The sequence below is a fragment of the Chromohalobacter marismortui genome, assembly GCF_004364315.1.
Lineage (GTDB): Bacteria > Pseudomonadota > Gammaproteobacteria > Pseudomonadales > Halomonadaceae > Chromohalobacter > Chromohalobacter marismortui.
The window spans coordinates 166,422-184,551 of sequence record NZ_SOBR01000004.1 but is presented as its reverse complement, the minus strand read 5'-3'; the positions used below and the strand labels follow the sequence as shown (position 1 = coordinate 184,551).

General features: G+C 63.3%; 13 protein-coding genes and 1 CRISPR repeat array (1 of these 14 running past the window's edge). Of the genes, 6 read left to right on the top strand and 7 right to left on the bottom strand.

The genetic code is table 11. The features are described 5' to 3' along the window. A CRISPR array of direct repeats spans positions 1-2,701; the repeat unit is 28 nt; unit sequence GTGCGCTGCCGCCCAGGCAGCTCAGAAA; it reaches 149 nt to the left of the window's first position. Positions 2,702-2,897: 196 nt separating this feature from the next. From C8E00_RS10155 to C8E00_RS10130, 6 genes are all read right to left on the bottom strand, one after another. Continuing rightward, entirely contained in the window at positions 2,898-3,842 is a 945-nt protein-coding gene (locus C8E00_RS10155) for a glycerophosphodiester phosphodiesterase (protein ID WP_341765851.1), read from the bottom strand. 109 nt (positions 3,843-3,951) lie between these two features. Beyond that, entirely contained in the window at positions 3,952-4,263 is a 312-nt protein-coding gene (locus tag C8E00_RS10150) for a hypothetical protein (protein ID WP_133697391.1), read from the bottom strand. 82 nt (positions 4,264-4,345) lie between these two features. After that, on the bottom strand, positions 4,346-4,975 hold the full coding sequence (locus C8E00_RS10145; protein WP_133697390.1) for an OmpW/AlkL family protein: 630 nt from the start codon (positions 4,973-4,975) through the stop codon (positions 4,346-4,348). 204 nt (positions 4,976-5,179) lie between these two features. Next, positions 5,180-6,991 carry a translational GTPase TypA gene (gene typA / locus C8E00_RS10140; protein ID WP_133697389.1) on the bottom strand — a complete coding sequence of 604 codons (1,812 nt, stop codon included), beginning with the start codon at positions 6,989-6,991 and terminating at the stop codon, positions 5,180-5,182. Positions 6,992-7,258: 267 nt separating this feature from the next. Then, positions 7,259-8,251: a polysaccharide deacetylase family protein gene (locus C8E00_RS10135; protein WP_133697388.1), complete on the bottom strand. Its 993-nt coding sequence runs from the start codon at positions 8,249-8,251 to the stop codon at positions 7,259-7,261. Positions 8,252-8,401: 150 nt separating this feature from the next. Next, entirely contained in the window at positions 8,402-9,364 is a 963-nt protein-coding gene (locus tag C8E00_RS10130; protein ID WP_133697387.1) for a glycosyltransferase family 2 protein, read from the bottom strand. Between the two features lie 488 nt (positions 9,365-9,852). Between C8E00_RS10130 and glnA the strand changes: the two genes are divergently transcribed. The 6 genes from glnA to C8E00_RS10100 all read left to right on the top strand — a co-directional run bounded on the left by glnA (position 9,853) and on the right by C8E00_RS10100 (position 17,171). After that, positions 9,853-11,262, top strand: a complete 1,410-nt coding sequence (gene glnA / locus C8E00_RS10125; protein WP_133697386.1) for a glutamate--ammonia ligase — start codon at positions 9,853-9,855, stop codon at positions 11,260-11,262. 157 nt (positions 11,263-11,419) lie between these two features. Further along, positions 11,420-12,028: a DUF4124 domain-containing protein gene (locus C8E00_RS10120; RefSeq protein ID WP_243833159.1), complete on the top strand. Its 609-nt coding sequence runs from the start codon at positions 11,420-11,422 to the stop codon at positions 12,026-12,028. Positions 12,029-12,188: 160 nt separating this feature from the next. After that, a complete protein-coding gene (gene glnL / locus C8E00_RS10115) occupies positions 12,189-13,262 on the top strand; it encodes a nitrogen regulation protein NR(II) (RefSeq protein ID WP_133697385.1) in 1,074 nt (357 codons plus the stop codon). Between the two features lie 15 nt (positions 13,263-13,277). Beyond that, the gene (ntrC, locus tag C8E00_RS10110) at positions 13,278-14,687 is read left to right on the top strand and encodes a nitrogen regulation protein NR(I) (protein WP_133697384.1); all 1,410 of its coding nucleotides are present in this window, start codon (positions 13,278-13,280) and stop codon (positions 14,685-14,687) included. A 260-nt stretch (positions 14,688-14,947) separates the two neighbouring features. Further along, positions 14,948-15,811: an isocitrate lyase/PEP mutase family protein gene (locus tag C8E00_RS10105; protein ID WP_133697383.1), complete on the top strand. Its 864-nt coding sequence runs from the start codon at positions 14,948-14,950 to the stop codon at positions 15,809-15,811. Between the two features lie 22 nt (positions 15,812-15,833). Beyond that, positions 15,834-17,171: a deoxyguanosinetriphosphate triphosphohydrolase gene (locus C8E00_RS10100; RefSeq protein ID WP_133697382.1), complete on the top strand. Its 1,338-nt coding sequence runs from the start codon at positions 15,834-15,836 to the stop codon at positions 17,169-17,171. Positions 17,172-17,209: 38 nt separating this feature from the next. Here C8E00_RS10100 and C8E00_RS10095 read toward each other — a convergent pair whose 3' ends face one another. Continuing rightward, complete coding sequence (locus C8E00_RS10095; protein ID WP_133697381.1) at positions 17,210-18,121, bottom strand: MalM family protein; 912 nt, start codon at positions 18,119-18,121, stop codon at positions 17,210-17,212. Positions 18,122-18,130 lie beyond the last annotated feature (9 nt).

The window sequence follows — 18,130 nt, the reverse complement described above, 5'->3', positions numbered from 1 at the left end:
GGTTGGGTAACGAGGTGTCGGGATTAAATGCCGTGCGCTGCCGCCCAGGCAGCTCAGAAAAATCTGACCAAGACGAACATGTACAACGTGAAGTGCGCTGCCGCCCAGGCAGCTCAGAAATGGCGGAAGAACGGGCGCGGCGGCTGATTGTTGTGCGCTGCCGCCCAGGCAGCTCAGAAATCTGGGACAAACTCAGGCCGCCGAAGTTGTAAGTGCGCTGCCGCCCAGGCAGCTCAGAAAATGACGCTGGCCGAGCTGACCGCCCTCACCGGGTGCGCTGCCGCCCAGGCAGCTCAGAAATCCGGGCAGCACCGGATTGGAGAGGGCTCGGTGTGCGCTGCCGCCCAGGCAGCTCAGAAAGTAGAGTCCCAGATTGGCATTGAGGGCGGTCGGTGCGCTGCCGCCCAGGCAGCTCAGAAAAATATTACCGACACCACCGCCCCAACAATGAAGTGCGCTGCCGCCCAGGCAGCTCAGAAATGGAACAGCAGCGCGTGACCGGCCTCGGCACCGTGCGCTGCCGCCCAGGCAGCTCAGAAACGGATGGATAAGGCTCGCCGCGACCTCGACGCGTGCGCTGCCGCCCAGGCAGCTCAGAAATGCGATGCCCTGATAGGCGCGATACGCGGCATGTGCGCTGCCGCCCAGGCAGCTCAGAAATTGCCCGCGCTGGGCGACACGTCGGCCAATTCGTGCGCTGCCGCCCAGGCAGCTCAGAAAAACAAGACGGCGAGCGCCCGGCGCAACCTGACGTGCGCTGCCGCCCAGGCAGCTCAGAAAACCCGCGATGCGAAATGCGCCCGGACGGCAGCGTGCGCTGCCGCCCAGGCAGCTCAGAAAAGCACGGCCAGGAGTACAGCCTAGCCGAGTTGGTGCGCTGCCGCCCAGGCAGCTCAGAAAAACAGGAAAGGAGAGACACGATGCGTCAGATTGTGCGCTGCCGCCCAGGCAGCTCAGAAAAGCGATAGCCGCCGTCCTGCCCGACAAATGCCGTGCGCTGCCGCCCAGGCAGCTCAGAAAATTGTCGTCTCGACCCTGACCAGCGCCGTGGTGTGCGCTGCCGCCCAGGCAGCTCAGAAATGACACCCTTGTGATCGCATCGCCACAACCATGTGCGCTGCCGCCCAGGCAGCTCAGAAATAGGTGATTTAGAGTACCGCGTCCGCGTTGATGTGCGCTGCCGCCCAGGCAGCTCAGAAAAAGGGCATCGACAAGTTCGTGCTGGGGAACGCGTGCGCTGCCGCCCAGGCAGCTCAGAAATCCAGCTAAACGAGTTCGGCGAGATCGACCCGGTGCGCTGCCGCCCAGGCAGCTCAGAAAGACAGCGGGCCGAAATAGTCGGACACGTCATCGTGCGCTGCCGCCCAGGCAGCTCAGAAAGCTGGCATATCGCCTGCGCTGGGAAAGCGTGAGTGCGCTGCCGCCCAGGCAGCTCAGAAAGACAGCGGGCCGAAATAGTCGGACACGTCATCGTGCGCTGCCGCCCAGGCAGCTCAGAAAGCTGGCATATCGCCTGCGCTGGGAAAGCGTGAGTGCGCTGCCGCCCAGGCAGCTCAGAAAAAGCGATCATTTGCTCTTCATCGCCGGATTTGGTGCGCTGCCGCCCAGGCAGCTCAGAAAACGGATGCAAATGGCATTGCCCGTGATATGGAGTGCGCTGCCGCCCAGGCAGCTCAGAAAGCGAACCTGTGCGACGAGCCGGTGATCACGCCGTGCGCTGCCGCCCAGGCAGCTCAGAAAGCCAGCGTTCACGCGAAAGCGCATCCAAACTCGTTCGCTGCCGCCCAGGCAGCTCAGAAAGTGCTCGTCCCGCTGTTGCTCGTGGCTCGCGGGTGCGCTGCCGCCCAGGCAGCTCAGAAACTTTCGGGTCCATGCACATAACCAGCGTTCGACGTGCGCTGCCGCCCAGGCAGCTCAGAAAGAGATCGGCGCCGCAATGCTGGCGATGTCCGAGTGCGCTGCCGCCCAGGCAGCTCAGAAAAAGGAAGCACTAAGCCCCGGTGATCTAAAGCGGTGCGCTGCCGCCCAGGCAGCTCAGAAAACCGACTCAAACGCAGGCAGCATCGCGGTACCGTGCGCTGCCGCCCAGGCAGCTCAGAAATGTACGGCGCGAAGTTCGAGAAGTCGTGGGGCGTGCGCTGCCGCCCAGGCAGCTCAGAAATCGACTAGCAGCTCGGTCGGCTTGGCGCCGTCGTTAGCTGCCGCCCAGGCAGCTCAGAAAGTCTGCTCGTCGCGCTTGGTCATGGGGCCACCGTTAGCTGCCGCCCAGGCAGCTCAGAAACAGCGGCGAGCATGGGTGACATGCCTGCCACGGTTAGCTGCCGCCCAGGCAGCTCAGAAAAAACATCTGCATGCCCCAGCCGCCCACGCTGCGTGCGCTGCCGCCCAGGCAGCTCAGAAATGAGCACAACATGTTGCAAAAGCGACACCGGTGTGCGCTGCCGCCCAGGCAGCTCAGAAAGATGCCACCGCGATCAGCCCCGAGCCCTGCGAGTTCGCTGCCGCCCAGGCAGCTCAGAAACCACGCAAATTCAGACCGACGAAGTGATTGACGTTAGCTGCCGCCCAGGCAGCTCAGAAAGCAACAAAACACGCGGCTATCGGAAAGAAGACGTTAGCTGCCGCCCAGGCAGCTCAGAAAGCCAGCGCCTGCGCCAGGCCATGCGCGACGCCATTAGCTGCCGCCCAGGCAGCTCAGAAAAATCATCGTGCCAATAAAATCGCGGCCTACGGGTTAGCACCACCCCGCGATCTGGAGCCTTATATCGGCCCGAGCGGTCGCGTGTCTGAAGTGTTGAACCGCAAGCGCAAGCTCCGTCTGCGCATGATTCGGTGGCTTCACGATGGGTTCAAGATGCCTGACGAGCGCCTGATGAACGAGACGGCCGCCTGAATCATCACTCTGCTTCTGCCAGCACGTCCTTCAATCGATCGGGGAAGTTGGTGAAGAGGCCGTCGACCCCCCAGTCGAGCAGTCGGCGCATCTGGTCTTTGTCGTTGATGGTGTAGACATGCACCAGCAGGTCGTTGGCGTGGGCCTGCTCGATGAAGCGGGCGTCGATGACCGGTTCCCCTTCGTAGAGGTAGTTGGGGCCGACGCCATCGGCGTAGTCGGCGATTGCCTGGAAGTCGGCATCGGTGATGTTGGCGGGGCTGGGGGTGACGCCGGTCCATTCCTCGAGGGTGTCGCCGTCTTCGCCGGGGGAGTACCACAGCAGTTGAATAAGCGGGATATCGGGATTGAGTTCGTGTATTTCCTGCAGGCTGGTCTGGCTGAAGGATTGAATGACCACGGAACCGGATTGCACCAGGCCTTCGGCCTCGAGCTTGCTGACCAGGGCGTCTTGCAGCTCGGGGTAGTCTTTGGGTGACTTGGTCTCGATATAGTAGCGCACGTCCTGGCCGTAGCGGTCGATGACGTCATCCAGGGTGAGCAGCTTGGCGCCGGCGTAGGCGTCGTCGGCGTATTTCGGGTGGGCGGCGTTGAACCAGCTGCCGGCGTCGAGTGCCTTGAGGTCGTCGAGGCTGTGTTCCTTCACGGGCCCGTGGCCATCGGTGGTACGTTCCAGGGTGGTGTCGTGAATGACCACCAGGCGGCCATCGGCACTCATGTGGACATCCAGTTCGAGGTAGTCGGCACCCATGGCGAGTGCCTTGTCGTAGGCGTACCAGGTGTGCTCCGGGGCATGGCCGCTGGCACCGCGGTGGGCAATGACCTGAAAGTGCTGAAGATCCTGGCGTTGCTGTTCTAGTGCATCGGCTTGGGCGGTCATGGAGACCAAGAACGTGGCGCTACCGAGCATAGCCAGCAGGGATGAAAGCGGGAAGCGAGGCGTCGACATGGGCATCCTTTCATTGAATGTTCATATTACAACGTAACCGGGACTGGCCCTTGCCTGCAATTTGTCGCCGACAACAGGGAACGCACTCGATAGATCGCCCTGCCGGCTTTCAGTCTTCTTCATCCTCGATCGTGGGTTCCAGAGCACGCTTGTCGTCGGGGAGGCGGACGACATCGCCGACGCTGAGATCGCCGTGGGTCTGATGACGCTTGCCGTGGGTGTCGATGAGCGCGGCGACCTTGCCGATGCTGAGGGCGTCGTCTTCGCGGTAGGCTTCGACTTCGACGCGTACCACCATGCCTTGGTAGCGGGCGGAGAGCATCATGCCGGGATGGGGTTGAACCTCGTGCTGCTTGTCGCTGGCGTAGTGGCGGGTCACGCTGGCGTTGCCGGGGGCGTCCCAGTCGATGTGCTTATGCATTGGCGGGCTCCTGTCGCATCCGTGTGTTTTTACAGGGTAGCCCGCCGTGCGGGGTATCGCCTAGGACCTGCTGCGGTGGTCTTTAAAAGCGATAGCTGAGCCCACCCATGACGACGATGGGATCGATGTGGAGCTTGGCGTCGTAATCCGTGCCGCCGAGCGTGGCGGTGGCGTCGCTGTCGATGTCCAGGTACCAGGCGGCGGCGTTGAGCGCCCAGTGATCGTCGATCAGCAGGTCGACCCCGAGTTGGGCGGCGGCGCCCCAGCTGTCATCGAGGTCGAGCTCGCCGCCGTCGAGTTTTTCGTCGGAGAAGTGGGTGTAGTTGATCCCGGCACCGAGGTAGGGCTGCACGCGGGCGTCGGTGCCGCCGAGCGGGTAGTACTGCAGCGTCAGTGTCGGCGGCAGGTGCTTGATGGACGCGAGGTTGTCGTCATTGAGGGCGACCTGGTGCTCGAAGCGCTGCGCGGCGAGCAGTTCCACGCCGAGCTTGTCGTGGAAGCGGTAGCCGAGCGTGAAGGCGAAACCGCTGTCATCGTCGGCGTCGATTTTCATGTTCAGTGGCGCGCCGAAGTCGCCGTTGTCGCTTTGCGGGGCGACCTTGGCGACGCCGAAGCGGGTGTAGAAATCGCCTTGGCCGTAGGCCAATGCCGAGGTGGCGGGCACGAGCGCGGCGGTGAGGGCGAGTGAGGAAACGAGCAGGGCACGGCGCATGGAACGACTCCTTGGTTTGGGACGAGCTGGTTTGAGGTGGTGCGAGAAGCGGCGAACGCTTCGTATGCATCAAGTCTAAACCTAATAACCACATAAAAAATGTGGTTATATGTCGCAGCCCCTGGAGGGCCGATGCCGTCCCCGAACACGACGAAGCCCACCGAGTGTGGTGGGCTTCGTGTTCCTGCCGAGTGCGGGGCGCCGTTACTTCTTCTTGGCGCGCTTACGCTCGTTCTCGGTGAGGTGTTTCTTGCGCAGACGAATATGGCTGGGGGTAATCTCCACCAGTTCGTCGTCATCGAGGAACTCGATGGCCTGCTCGAGGCTGAAGCGGATCGGCGGCGTCAACACCAGGGCTTCGTCGGTGCCGGCGGAGCGCATGTTGTCGAGCTTCTTGGCCTTGGTGGGGTTGACCGCCATGTCGTCGGCACGGTTATTGATGCCGATCAGCATGCCTTCGTAGACTTCGGTGCCGTGCTCGACCATCAATTTGCCGCGATCCTGCAGGGCGAATAGCGCGTAGGCCAGCGCCTTGCCGGGGACCATGGACACCAGCACGCCGTTGCGACGCTCGACGGAAGCATCGGGCTTGAGCGGGCCGTAATGGTCGAAGCGGCTGGTGAGGATGCCGGTGCCGGAGGTCAGTGTCAGGAACTGGCCACGGAAGCCGATCAAGCCGCGTGCGGGGATGATGAAGTCCAGGCGTACACGACCCTTGCCATCCGGGTTCATGTTGGTCATCTCGCCCTTGCGGTAGCCGAGCTCTTCCATCACCGCGCCCTGATGCTGCTCTTCGCAGTCGATGATGACCTCTTCGTAGGGCTCCTGCTTGACGCCATCGACCTCGCGGATGATGACCTCGGGGCGGCCCACGGCGAGTTCGTAGCCTTCACGACGCATGCTTTCGATGAGCACCGAGAGGTGCAGCTCGCCGCGTCCGGAGACCTTGAACTTCTCGGGCGTTTCGCCTTCTTCGACACGCAGCGCCACGTTGTGGATCAGTTCCTGCTCGAGGCGATCGCGAATGTTGCGGCTGGTGACGAACTTGCCTTCCTTGCCGGCGAACGGCGAGTCGTTGACCTGGAAGGTCATCGACACGGTGGGTTCGTCGACGGTCAGCACGGGGAGGGCTTCGACGGCGGCCGGATCGCACAGCGTATCGGAGATCGCCAAGTCGCTGATGCCGGTGATGCAGACGATATCGCCGGCTTCGGCCTGCTCGGTCTGCACGCGCTCGAGGCCGAGGTGCGTCATGACCTGGCCGACCTTGCCCTTGCGGACGTTGCCTTCCTTGGAGATTACGCTGATCTGCTGCCCCGGACTCACGTTGCCGCGCTTGATGCGGCCCAGCCCGATGACGCCGACATAGCTGTTGTAGTCGAGCGCGGAGATCTGCATCTGGAACGGCCCGTCGCGTTCGACCTTGGGCGGCTCGACGATATCGACGATGGACTGGAACATCGGCGTCATGTCGTCTTCGAGCTCTTCCGGGTCCATGCCGGCGACACCGTTGAGCGCCGAGCAATAGATGATCGGGAAGTCGAGCTGTTCGTCGCTGGCGCCGAGGTTGTCGAACAAGTCGAAGATCTGGTCGATGACCCAATCAGGACGCGCGCCAGGGCGGTCGATCTTGTTGACCACGACGATGGGTTTCAAGCCGCGATCGAAGGCCTTCTGGGTGACGAAGCGTGTCTGCGGCATGGGGCCGTCGACGGCATCGACCATCAACAGGACGGAATCGACCATCGACATCACGCGCTCGACCTCACCACCGAAGTCGGCGTGTCCGGGCGTGTCGACGATGTTGATGTGGTAATCGTGCCACTGGATCGCGGTGTTCTTGGACAGAATGGTGATACCGCGTTCTTTCTCCTGGTCGTTGGAGTCCATGATGCGCTCTTGCCCTTCGGCCTTGCGGTCGAGGGTGCCGGACTGACTCAGGAGTTGATCGACCAAGGTGGTCTTGCCATGGTCGACGTGGGCGATAATGGCGATGTTGCGAAGGTTCTCGATCACGTAGGGATCCTGCTTGAAAATTGGGCCGTATTATAGGGTCAGGGGGCCGACGACTGCCAGTTTGATGGCCGTTGCCAACAGGCGCGGCACGACAAAAGACGCGTTGATGCGACGATAATCGTGGCACTATCAGGGACTTGGGGCGTTTGGACGGCAGGGCGAAAATACGCAAAAAAATCGCGGCGCGTTCGCCAATCGCCGTTTGTCGCGTCGGGATGGACGCGCGGCATGGGATGGCACGCACCGAACTCAGGGGCTACCCATCAATTAAAGGTGCCCGAGTAGCCAATCATAGAGACGCCCCGCGCTGCTGGCAACGGGTTGGGTGATCTGAAAGCGCGGCAATGCCAGTGGGTCGTCGCGATGCGAGAGCCAGCCGGCATGGCTATGCAGCGCTTCCTGCACGCCACAGCGCTGGGCCAGCTGGCGCAGGCGGAGCGAGGCTTCCGGCTGTGGATAGGCGAAATACGGCAGCGGATCACGGCATAGCACGCCGAGTTGGCGACGCGAATGGCGGATTTGCCACTGGATCTGATGGTCGCCCAGGGCGTCCAGCGGTGTGGCGGAGACGCCGCGTGCCCCGAAACGTACCAGGCCGTCGTTCTCCAGGCGGCGCACGCTGAACGGGTCGAGCGTTTGGGGGGCGATGTCGAGCTCGGCGCTCAGCGTCATGCCGAGCCGCACCAGCGTCAAGGGGGCGGCTTGCTGCGCGAGTCGCTCGAGATAGTCGTGCAATGCGCTGCTGTAGGCGGCATCCGGATGGCCGGGTCGGGGTGGCGGGAACGCGAGACCGGCATCGCCGAGGCAGTCGCGAACGCGTATGGGGTGGATGCCATCCCAGAGGATATCGCCGAGGGTCATCCGCCAATCGCCTTGTGGATGCCCCGTGCCGCCCGTGGTCAAGAACACGCTGGCCGGCAGCGCCAGGCGTTCGAGCTGGCGTAACGCCACCTCCGCGGTGTCACGCCAGCCGCCATCGAAGGTCAGTGCGATACGGGGGACGGGGTCGCGGTGCAAGCGCCGAGCGCTGGTCAGGGAGACGATCTGGGCATGATCGGTGAGATGGTCGAGCAGCCGCCGAAAGCTTTCCGGGCCGAGACAGTAGGGTGCCCGGTGCGGCAGGCGAGCGGCCGCTTCGTCGGATAATACGCGCTGTATGACCAGGATCGCGCTGCGTCCGCGAAGCGGCTCGCTCAGGTTGCGCCGCCAGTGCCCGCGCAGGCGCTGCACGACGTCATGGGCAAGGCTGAGATGACTCATGGCGTGTCCCTCCGCAATGCTAGCTTGGCTCGGCGTGCGAGCGGTATTGCCGTGCCGTGGTGACATCCTGTCGTAGACGGCAAGGGCCTCCCTTGATGCGATGATGTGATGGCGGTTGTGATACTTATCAGCATATATCGTTGACTCAATTTAGCCAGCCAACCCAGGTTTGCGACGTTGGCAGAACGTCATTAGCGCCGTGCCGGTGGCGGTCAACTGCAAGGCGTGCAAGCACCAGCGATAGCCGTGGATGCGGTATGTCTTTTGCGGCACCGGTGTATCGTCGCGCCAGGCCATCAGCCCAGCGGGGAGCGCGCTGAAGACGAGCCCCGCCATGCCGATGCCCGGTGACAAAGGCAGCCATAGCAGTAAGGCCAGCGGCAGACTCGTGTTTTGCAGGAAGGCGGCACTCACGCGGGGAACGAAAAAGCGTGGATGGCGTGCGGCGCTTGGGGTGTACAGGCAGTGCCGCTGACGCCGGTGTTGTCCTCGCCACCAGGCACCGAGCCGGCGCGGCGCGGCGTGATCGATCAGCAAGGGAGCACGTTGCCAGTAAAGGTGGGCATGGCAGCGCCATAGCCGCACGAGTATATCCAGGTCGGCTACCACCTCGAGTCGAGGGTCGTGGCCACCAAGGCGCTCGTACCATTCGCGGGTGATGGCCAACTGACCGGTAGGCCAGTCCCAGGGATGATCGTCAAAGCCACGTTGCGTGCGGCTGAGATACCAACTGGCGAGTGGCGGCGCTAGTGGGGCGGCAGGGTAGCGGGCGCAGACGATGGCATCGGCGGCCTGGTGGGTGAAGGCATGGGCCAGCCCCGTCAGCCAGTGCTCGGGCACTTCGAGCGCGGCATCCAGAAAGATCAACACATCGCCATTGAGGTAAGCGGCACCATGGTGGCGCAGCGCGCCTTGTCCATGCTGGGGCAGTACCGCGAAACGGACTTGGCGCTGCGTCAGCAGGTACCGGGTGGTTGCATCGAGCGTGGTGAGCTGAACCAGCGTCTCGGTATGCCCGCTAAAGCGTGCGATGCTGCGGGTCAGGGCGCTCAGGCAACGTTCCAGGTGCTCGGGGGCATGACTGGCGTCTATTAGCAGGCTGTAAGTACGCATCGCAGGGGGTGCCTTGGGATCAGAGCCCGTATTGGGGGAGCTGCCCAACAGACTGGGGGGTGGCGCGACCCCTGGCAATCATCGTCGCGGCTGGTTTTTCTAAAGAGCTATTGATGACGGGTCTGCGCAGAACCAGTCTGGCAGGGGGGATGGTCAGGCATTGGCGGGTGACGTGAGCATGACATGCACCAAGTTGGATCATGAGGGTGGTGCATTGCACCTTATTGGTGCCCAAGGGGCGGCATTGCACTGCTATATGGCGCACTTGGCGCTAAAGTGGTGCTGACCCATGTCCATGGAGGGTCTATTTTTTGTCGGTGGATCATGTGTTTAACGAAGGCGTGCCGAGATGATTCCGTGATTGGCATGGCTTCTGCATTGGAAAACGTAAAGCGCATACCCGTGGGCAGCCGCCGGCGGGCATGCTACAAACGACGTTGAACACGCAAGCAAACGACTCGAGCCGCGAGCTCATAGTGGAGGAAATCATGTCCGAGAAGACCCTCGCCCTGATCGAAGAGCACGATATCAAGTGGGTGGATCTGCGCTTTACCGATACCAAGGGCAAGGAGCAGCACGTCACGATTCCGGCCAGCGCCGTCGATGATGAGTTCTTCGAAGATGGTCAGATGTTCGATGGCTCCTCCATTGAAGGCTGGAAAGGCATCAACGAGTCCGACATGATCCTGCGCCCGGAAGATGGCAGCGGTTACCTCGACCCGTTCACCGAAGACGCCACGCTGGTGCTGCGCTGCGATATCATCGAGCCGGCGACCATGCAGGGCTACGAGCGTGATCCGCGCTCCATCGCCAAGCGCGCCGAGGCGTACCTGAAGTCCACCGGCCTGGGCGACACGGCGTTCTTCGGCCCGGAACCGGAATTCTTCATCTTCGACGAAGTGCACTGGAATGCCGATATCCAGGGCGCGATGTACAAGATCACGTCCGAGGAAGGCGCCTGGGCGACCGACTCCACCAATGTGGAAGGTGGCAACCTGGGACACCGTCCGCGCGTCAAGGGGGGCTATTTCCCGGTGCCGCCGGTGGACAGCTTCCACGATATCCGCAGCGCGATGTGCAATACCCTGGAAGCCATTGGCCAGTCGGTCGAAGTACATCACCACGAAGTCGCCAACGCGGGCCAGAACGAGATCGGTGTGAAGTTCAACACCTTGGTCAAGAAGGCCGACGAAGTTCAGGAAATGAAGTACGTGATCCACAATGTGGCCCACGCGTACGGCAAGACCGCGACCTTCATGCCCAAGCCGCTGGTCGGTGACAATGGCTCCGGCATGCACGTGCACCAGTCCTTCTGGAAGGACGGCGCCAACATGTTTGCCGGGGACGAATACGCCGGGCTGTCCGAGACGGCGCTGTACTACATCGGCGGTATCATCAAGCACGCGCGTGCCCTGAATGCCTTCACCAACGCCTCGACCAACTCCTACAAGCGTCTGGTGCCGGGCTTCGAGGCGCCGGTGATGCTGGCCTACAGCGCGCGCAACCGCAGTGCCTCCATCCGTATTCCGTACACTGCGAGCCCCAAGGGCAAGCGTGTGGAACTGCGCTTCCCGGATCCGACCGCCAACCCGTACCTGTGCTTCTCGGCGATGCTGATGGCGGGTATCGATGGCATCAAGAACAAGATCCACCCCGGCGATGCCATGGACAAGAACCTCTATGACCTGCCGCCGGAAGAAGGCAAGTCGGTTCCCACCGTGGCCGAGAGCCTCGATCAGGCGCTGGAATCTCTGCACGCCGACCGTGCCTTCCTCACGGAGGGTGAGGTGTTCACCGACGAGATGATCGATGCTTACATCGAGCTCAAGCAGGAAGAAGTCGATCGCCTGCGCATGGCGACGCATCCGATCGAGTTCGACATGTACTACAGCTGCTGATCGCGTGCGATAGCCCTGATCCCATGCACTAGCATTCGATCAAGGCAGTGACGCTGAGCGAGGCCCCGTCCGATGACGGGGCCTCTTTCGTGGGTGGAAGATAGACCGGCGTGCGGTGCGTTACACTGGATGCTCGATGGGCGTTGAGGAGAGCGACATGCGTGGTTTGGTCACCATCGGTGGGTGGGCGCTGCTTATGGCAGGCACGTGCCTGAGCGTGTCATTGGCGCACGCGACGCCGATCTACCGCAGCGTCGATGCCCAGGGGAATGTGACCTTTTCCGATCGCCCGATAGGCGAGAAAGTGGACGTCGGCCCGGTGAACACGGTGCCGAGCCGGCCGGTTCCTGTCATGCAGGAAAACAAAGAGGCTCGGCAGGTGCCCGCTGCGGGTGAGCCTGAGGCGTCAGCCTTCATTCCTTACGAACGCTTTGCCATCGCGGCGCCTGGTGATGAGACGACCCTGCCCACCGGTGCGGCAGGCGATACCCAGGTGCGCGTGGCACTGTCTCCCGAGTTAAGGGAGGCGCACGCGTTGCGCATTCTCGTCGACGGCGACGTGCGCGCGCCGGCGCGACATGCGACGACCTTCTCGCTCAACGGGTTGGTGCGAGGCGAGCATACCCTGCGGGCCGAATTGGTCGATGCCGAGGGGCGTGTGCGTCAGCGGAGTGCGCCCATCACTTTGTATGTGCAACGCGCCAGCGTGTACTTGCCTGCCAACCCCAATAATCCTCGCAACGAAGATGGTAGCGGCGGTCAGTGAGCCGATTTGGCGCCGGAGACTATCGATACCCCCGTTATTGCACTAATTTGGTGCGGTCCATGATCGTCTCGTGCTGACTGCACTGCCCTATGCCGGGCCGGCACAGACTGGCGCGCTTCTTGCACTGTTAACGGACATGACGATGGATAATGGACGCCCCATGTCGGAACCTTCCCAGCAGCCGTTTCGCGAGCAGCAACGCTTGCTCGAACACTTGACGACGGCCGTCGTGCTGCTCGATGGCAGCCTGCATGTGCGCTGGATGAATCCGGCCGCCGAGTCGTTACTGGCGGCCAGCCGTGTTCGGGTCCTGGGCCAGCGACTGGAAAGCCTGGCGGGCGTTGAGGGCAGCGTCGAGGCGGTCTTGCTCAAGGCGCGTGACGAGCTGCATCCCTTCACCCAGCGCGAAGCATGCCTGACGTTGCCGTCCGGCGAGTCGGCAACGGTGGACTTCACCGTGACGCCGATGTCCGCGGATGAGCTGTTGATCGAGATCGAGCCGCGTGATCGCTTGTTGCGTATCTCGAGAGAAGAGGCGCTGATCGCGCGTCAGGAAACCATCAAGGTGCTCACCCGTGGGCTGGCGCATGAGGTCAAGAATCCGCTGGGCGGCATTCGCGGTGCGGCGCAGTTGCTCGAACGTGATCTGCCCGATCCGCAGCTCGCCGAATTCACGCGGGTCATCGTCGAGGAGGCCGATCGGTTGCGCGATCTGGTCGATCGCATGCTGGGGCCCAACAGTGTGAGTCGCCACGAACCGCTCAACATTCACAAGGTGCTCGAGCGCGTGCGGACCTTGCTGGAGGCCGAGCATCCGCGCATCGACTACGTGCGCGACTATGATCCCAGCCTGCCGGAACTGGAGGGTGACGAGGCGCAACTGATCCAGGCGGTGCTCAACGTGGCACGCAACGCCGTCCAGGCGATGGAGGAGCATGGCATCGCCGGTCCACGCTTGACCTTGCGCACGCGCGCCCGGCGACAGTTCACGCTGGGTGCCGAGCGCCACCGCTTGGTCTGCGAGCTGGGCATACTCGATAACGGCCCCGGCATTCCCGAGACGCTACGCGAGACGTTGTTCTACCCCATGGTCTCGGGGCGCGCCGAGGGGAGTGGCTTGGGGCTTTCCATCGCGCAGTCGATCCTGCATCAGCATCAGGGCTTGATCGAGTGCGACTCGGTGCCCGGATGTACCGAATTCCGCTTGTTGATTCCGCTTGATAGCCATCATTGAGGCTCGGGAGGCCCTATGACTGACGTCGCACGCATTGTGATCGTCGACGATGACCGCGCCATTCGCTGGGTGCTGGAGCGCGCGCTGGCTCAGCCGGATCTTGACGTGCAGAGTTTCGAGCGCGCCGATACCGCGCTGGAACAGATCCTGCGTCAACCGCCCGATGTACTGCTGACCGATATCCGTATGCCGGGGCTCGATGGGTTGGACCTGATGGCGCGGATTCGCGAAAGCCACCCGGATCTCCCGGTGATCGTGATGACCGCCCACTCCGATCTCGACAGCGCCGTGGCGTCGTATCAGGGCGGCGCCTTCGAATACCTGCCCAAGCCGTTCGATGTCGACGAGGCATTGGCGCTAGTACGACGCGGCGTGGCGCATGCCCGCGAGCGCCGTGCGCCGGCGGCGGTGCCCGAAGGGCTATCGGCGGAGATCATCGGTGAAGCGCCGGCGATGCAGGAAGTCTTTCGCGCCATCGGACGGCTCTCGCAATCGCATATCACGGTGATGATCAACGGCGAATCGGGCACCGGCAAGGAGCGTGTCGCGCAGGCGTTGCATCAGCACAGCCCGCGCCATGGTGGGCCGTTCATCGCCCTCAACATGGCGGCCATCCCGAAAGACTTGATGGAGTCCGAGCTTTTCGGTCATGAAAAGGGCGCCTTCACCGGGGCGACGTCGCAGCGGCGTGGGCGCTTCGAGCAGTCCGACGGTGGCACGCTGTTTCTCGACGAGATCGGCGACATGCCCGCCGAGACTCAGACCCGCTTGTTGCGGGTGCTGGCCGATGGGGAGTTCTATCGTGTCGGCGGCCACACCCCGGTCAAGGTCGACGTGCGCATCATCGCCGCGACGCACCAGCACCTGGAGCGCCTGGTCGAAGACGGCCGTTTCCGCGAGGATCTGTTCCATCGGCTCAACGTGATTCGTATCCATCTACCGCGTCTCTCCGAGCGGCGTGAGGACATTCCCCGCTTGGCCCAACACTTCCTGGCCGAGGCGGCCAAGGAACTCGCCACCGAGCCCAAGGTGCTGACCCAGGAGGCCGAGCAACATCTCACGCGCCTGGCATGGCCGGGTAACGTTCGCCAGCTCGAGAATACCTGCCGTTGGTTGACGGTCATGGCCTCCGGGCGCGAGGTGCTGATCGAGGACTTGCCCCCGGAGCTACGTGATATCGAGGGCACCGAGACGGCCGGCGGCGATTGGCGTGGCGCCTTCCGCGAGTGGGCCGACCGCGCCCTGGCCGCCGGGCAGACGCATCTGCTCGAAGAGGCGGTCCCGGATTTCGAGCGCATCCTCATCGAGACGGCGCTCAAGCATACCGGCGGGCGCAAGGGCGAAGCCGCCGAGCTGTTAGGCTGGGGGCGTAACACCCTCACCCGCAAGCTCAAGGTGTTGTTGCCGGCGCTGGCTGACGAGTGAGCCCGATTCAAGGCGCACAGCGCGAGCGCAAGCTGTCCGTCGTCGATCCGCGGGCTGGCTCGTGCATCTTGGCGAGCGGCGTAATATCCTTATCCTCCTAAGGTCTAATCAATGCCTCCTTGCCGCGTCATGATGGGTGACACGTCAGCGGGAGGCATTGTCGTTTGCCAGTCAAGCTGGCCGTGTTCAACCCGGTCGCCGTCGTCTGCGCGCGCTCGCCCGTGGATCGCATGGCGGTTGTGTGACAATAGGAGTCCCGAGTGGCAACCCCCTCGCAACACGATCTACGTAACGACTTCCGCGCCCTGCTGGGATCCGATCAATGTTTTTTCACCGCCTCGGTGTTCGATCCCATGTCGGCGCGCATCGCCGCCGATCTGGGCTTCGAGGTAGGCATACTGGGGGGCTCGGTGGCCTCGCTGCAGGTGCTGGCGGCGCCCGACTTCGCGTTGATCACCTTGAGTGAGTTCGTCGAGCAGGCGACCCGCATCGGCCGTGTGACACGCTTGCCGGTGATTGCCGACGCCGATCACGGCTATGGCAATGCGCTCAATGTCATGCGCACCATCACCGAACTCGAGCGTGCCGGAGTGGCGGCATTGACCATCGAGGATACCCTGTTGCCGGCGCAGTACGGTCACAAGTCCACCGATCTCATTCCGCTCGACGAGGGGGTGGGCAAGATGCGGGCGGCGCTGGAGGCGCGCATCGACCCGGCGATGGCGATCATCGCGCGTACCAATGCCGGCCAGCTCGACGATGACGCCGCCATCGAGCGTGTGCGTGCCTATCAAGCGACGGGTGTCGATGGCATCTGCCTGGTGGGCGTGCGCGACTTCGACCACCTCGAACGCCTGGCCGCACCGCTGGATATCCCGTTGATGCTGGTCACCTATGGCAACCCCGAGCTGCGTGATCGCGAGCGCCTGGCCGCGCTGGGCGTACGAGTCGTGGTCAATGGCCATGCGGCCTACTTCGCTGCGATCAAGGCGACGTACGATTGCCTGCGCGAACAGCGTGACATCGAAGCCAGCGAATTGAGCGCATCGCAGTTGTCCACGCGTTACTCTACGCTGGACGAGTATCGTGCCTGGGCGCGCGATTATATGGATGTGAAAGAGTAGGCCTCGACAACCGGAGAGTGCGATGAGCGCCATGCAATGGGAGCGTCTGCTTGACCCTACCCGCCTCAACGACAAGCACGGAGGCTCGCGCGATGAAGTCGGGCGCAGCCCGTTCCACAAGGACCATGACCGTATTGTCTTCGCCGGCTCGTTTCGGCGTCTGGGGCGCAAGACGCAGGTGCACCCGCTCACCGACAATGATCATATCCACACCCGCTTGACGCATTCGCTGGAGGTGGGCTGCGTGGGGCGCTCGTTGGGCATGATCGTCGGCGAGCAGTTGCGCGATCGGCTGCCGGATTGGATCACACCGGCCGATCTGGGCGTGATCGTGCAGGCGGCCTGCCTGGGACACGATATCGGCAACCCGCCGTTCGGGCATGCCGGCGAATATGCCATCCGCGATTGGTTCAAGCGTGCCGAGGCGGAGGGCAGCGGATTGCTGGCCGATCTGGCGCCGGCCGAGCGCGAGGATCTGCTGACCTATGAAGGTAACGCCCAGGGCTTTCGTATCGTCACCCAGATCGAATACAACCAGTTCAACGGCGGCATGCGCTTGAGCGCCGCCACCCTGGGCACGATGCTCAAGTACCCATGGACGGTGGAGCGTGCCTCGCGGGCCGGCAAGTTCGGTTGTTACCAGTCGGAGCGTGAGTTACTGGGTGAAGTCGCCGGGCGTCTGGGCTTGTTGCCGCGTGGCGAAACCGCCTGGTGTCGGCATCCGTTGGCCTATCTCGTCGAAGCCGCCGACGATATCTGTTATGCGCTGCTGGATCTCGAGGACGGCCTGGAGATGGGCATTCTGCGCTATGACGAAGTCGCCGAGATCCTGATCCAGATCGCCGGAGGCACGCCGGCGGGTTATGACGACATGCGCGCCCGGGGCGTGTCCCAGCGTCGGCGTATCGCGGCCTTGCGCGGCGCGGCGATGGAACGCGCGGTGAACGATGTCGCGGCGGTGTTCGTGCAGCATGAAAGTGCGCTGTTGGGGGGCACGTTGAGCGGCGATATGCTCGAGCTGTGTCATCCCGACCTGGGCTGGGGCGTGGGCATGGCCAAGCAGATCGCCCGCGAGCGAATCTTCCAGAACGAACGCAAGGCCAAGCTGGAGATCGGCGCCTACACGACACTGGGTATTCTCCTCGAGGCCTTTATCGGCGCGGCATATGAGCTTCACCACAGCGGTGAATCCTCCTTCAAGCACCAGCGCGTGTTGGCATTGATCGGCGAGAATACCCCCAAGCCGTCGTGGTCGCTGTATGCCAGCTACCGGCGCATGCTCGACTTCATCGGCGGCATGACCGACCACTACGCCGTCGATCTGGCTCAGGAAATGGGCGGCCGCCTGCGCGGCGAGTGACGTGATCGCCACGCGCCGCGCAGGGCCGAGCGTAGCGTTTACGGCGAGACGGCGCGCAGGCGCTCGGCGAGCCAGGCGCGAATGCCGTGTTGCCCTTCGCGTTCGGCGCGCTCGGCCAGTTGCATGGCGAGCTCGATGTCGCCGGCCTTGAGAGCGGCGTCGATCATCCGACGGTAATCGAAATCGCTACTGCCCGCGGGCATCACGTCGGTCGATGACGTGTCTCTCGTCGCGCGGATGCGCGGCTCGGGAGTGGGCGTCGTCGCGCGATCTCCGAGGATCGGCGTCAGCAGGCCGCCGCCAGCGTCATGCGGCTCGGTGGCCAGGGTGACGCTGCCAGTGGCGGTATGCTGGGCCACCGGGTCGGGACCCGGGGGCAGTGCAAGGCCGCGCACGCGGGCATACACTTTTTCCGCGCTTTCATACTGCGTCGTGCCCTGGCGCGCGGTCTCGTTGCTATAGACCACCAGGTAGGCGGCCTCGGGGCCGGGGGTGATGTTGAAGGTGGCGGTCAGGCGCGCGGGGGCGAAGCCACTGGGACCTTGGTAGCGAAACTTGTCACTGGCGATGCGCTGCGTGGGCTGAAAATCCTCATTGAGCACGAGGACCGTGGGGGCGAAGACCTGGCCGTCGACGATGGTGCTGGTCAGCTCAAACGATAGCGGACCCGCGTCGCGGGGGAGTGCGAAGGCTTGGAAGAAACTCTTGCCGTCTTCAAAGCGGTGCACTGGAGCATTGGTATTCAGCCTCAGTGGTTGTGTTCGTTCCGCGTCGAGGGTTTGAAAGGGCAGTGCGGCGAGAGACGCGCAGCAATCCTCGGCCTGGGCGAGCGCTTGCTGGCCGTACTCGGCAGGGGGCGGCGCGGCGTTGGACGATGACAGCGAGGCGCACCCCGCCAGGCTGGTGAGCGCCAGCCCCGAGAGCAGGGCGGCAAAAGGGCGTAACGGCATGCGATGGAC

Coding starts and splice junctions, on each gene's coding strand:
- C8E00_RS10095 (WP_133697381.1), bottom strand. CDS start 18,121: ATGCCGTTACGCCCTTTTGCCGCCCTGCTCTCGGGGCTGGCGCTCACC.
- glnL (WP_133697385.1), top strand. CDS start 12,189: ATGTCGGAACCTTCCCAGCAGCCGTTTCGCGAGCAGCAACGCTTGCTC.
- glnA (WP_133697386.1), top strand. CDS start 9,853: ATGTCCGAGAAGACCCTCGCCCTGATCGAAGAGCACGATATCAAGTGG.
- C8E00_RS10145 (WP_133697390.1), bottom strand. CDS start 4,975: ATGCGCCGTGCCCTGCTCGTTTCCTCACTCGCCCTCACCGCCGCGCTC.
- C8E00_RS10120 (WP_243833159.1), top strand. CDS start 11,420: ATGCGTGGTTTGGTCACCATCGGTGGGTGGGCGCTGCTTATGGCAGGC.
- C8E00_RS10130 (WP_133697387.1), bottom strand. CDS start 9,364: ATGCGTACTTACAGCCTGCTAATAGACGCCAGTCATGCCCCCGAGCAC.
- C8E00_RS10135 (WP_133697388.1), bottom strand. CDS start 8,251: ATGAGTCATCTCAGCCTTGCCCATGACGTCGTGCAGCGCCTGCGCGGG.
- C8E00_RS10100 (WP_133697382.1), top strand. CDS start 15,834: ATGAGCGCCATGCAATGGGAGCGTCTGCTTGACCCTACCCGCCTCAAC.
- ntrC (WP_133697384.1), top strand. CDS start 13,278: ATGACTGACGTCGCACGCATTGTGATCGTCGACGATGACCGCGCCATT.
- C8E00_RS10155 (WP_341765851.1), bottom strand. CDS start 3,842: ATGTCGACGCCTCGCTTCCCGCTTTCATCCCTGCTGGCTATGCTCGGT.
- C8E00_RS10150 (WP_133697391.1), bottom strand. CDS start 4,263: ATGCATAAGCACATCGACTGGGACGCCCCCGGCAACGCCAGCGTGACC.